The organism is Streptomyces sp. WM6378, from assembly GCF_001279695.1.
GTDB lineage: Bacteria > Actinomycetota > Actinomycetes > Streptomycetales > Streptomycetaceae > Streptomyces.
This window is the reverse complement of sequence record NZ_LGDD01000196.1, coordinates 1-356: the sequence shown is the minus strand read 5'-3', so window position 1 is coordinate 356 and position 356 is coordinate 1. Positions and strand designations below refer to the sequence as shown.

The following is a 356-nucleotide window of genomic DNA, read 5'->3' as shown; positions in this document are numbered from 1 at the left end:
GGATGCTTCCATGCCCACGGCCTCGGCGAGGTCGCCGACCGCGCAGGGGCCCTCCTGGAGACGGGCCAGGATGTACAGCCGTGAGGGGGTCGCCAGGGCTTGGAGGGTAGCGGCGACATCGGTGGCTCCCGCCGCATCCAGGCGCTCGCGGGCGGTGGCGGGGTTCTTGTCGTCGGCTCCATGACCCATGGCGCCCATCCTACCGAGAACACATGAAGAACTGTTCAGGCGTTCCTGTATGGTGGGTGTGTCGCCGCCTTCCGCCCTGAAGGGTTGCTTTGTCATGCCTTCTGACCTGCTCCAGCGGCCCGGACGGGCAGCTCCGGCCTTTTCGGGTACGGCGCCGAAGCGCCGTA

1 protein-coding gene is annotated in these 356 nt (G+C 68.0%); it reads right to left on the bottom strand.

The window, feature by feature from the left end:
- On the bottom strand, window positions 1-189 hold a 189-nt coding region (locus ADK54_RS16670), incomplete at its 3' end, for an ArsR family transcriptional regulator (protein ID WP_159047787.1).
- Window positions 190-356 lie beyond the last annotated feature (167 nt).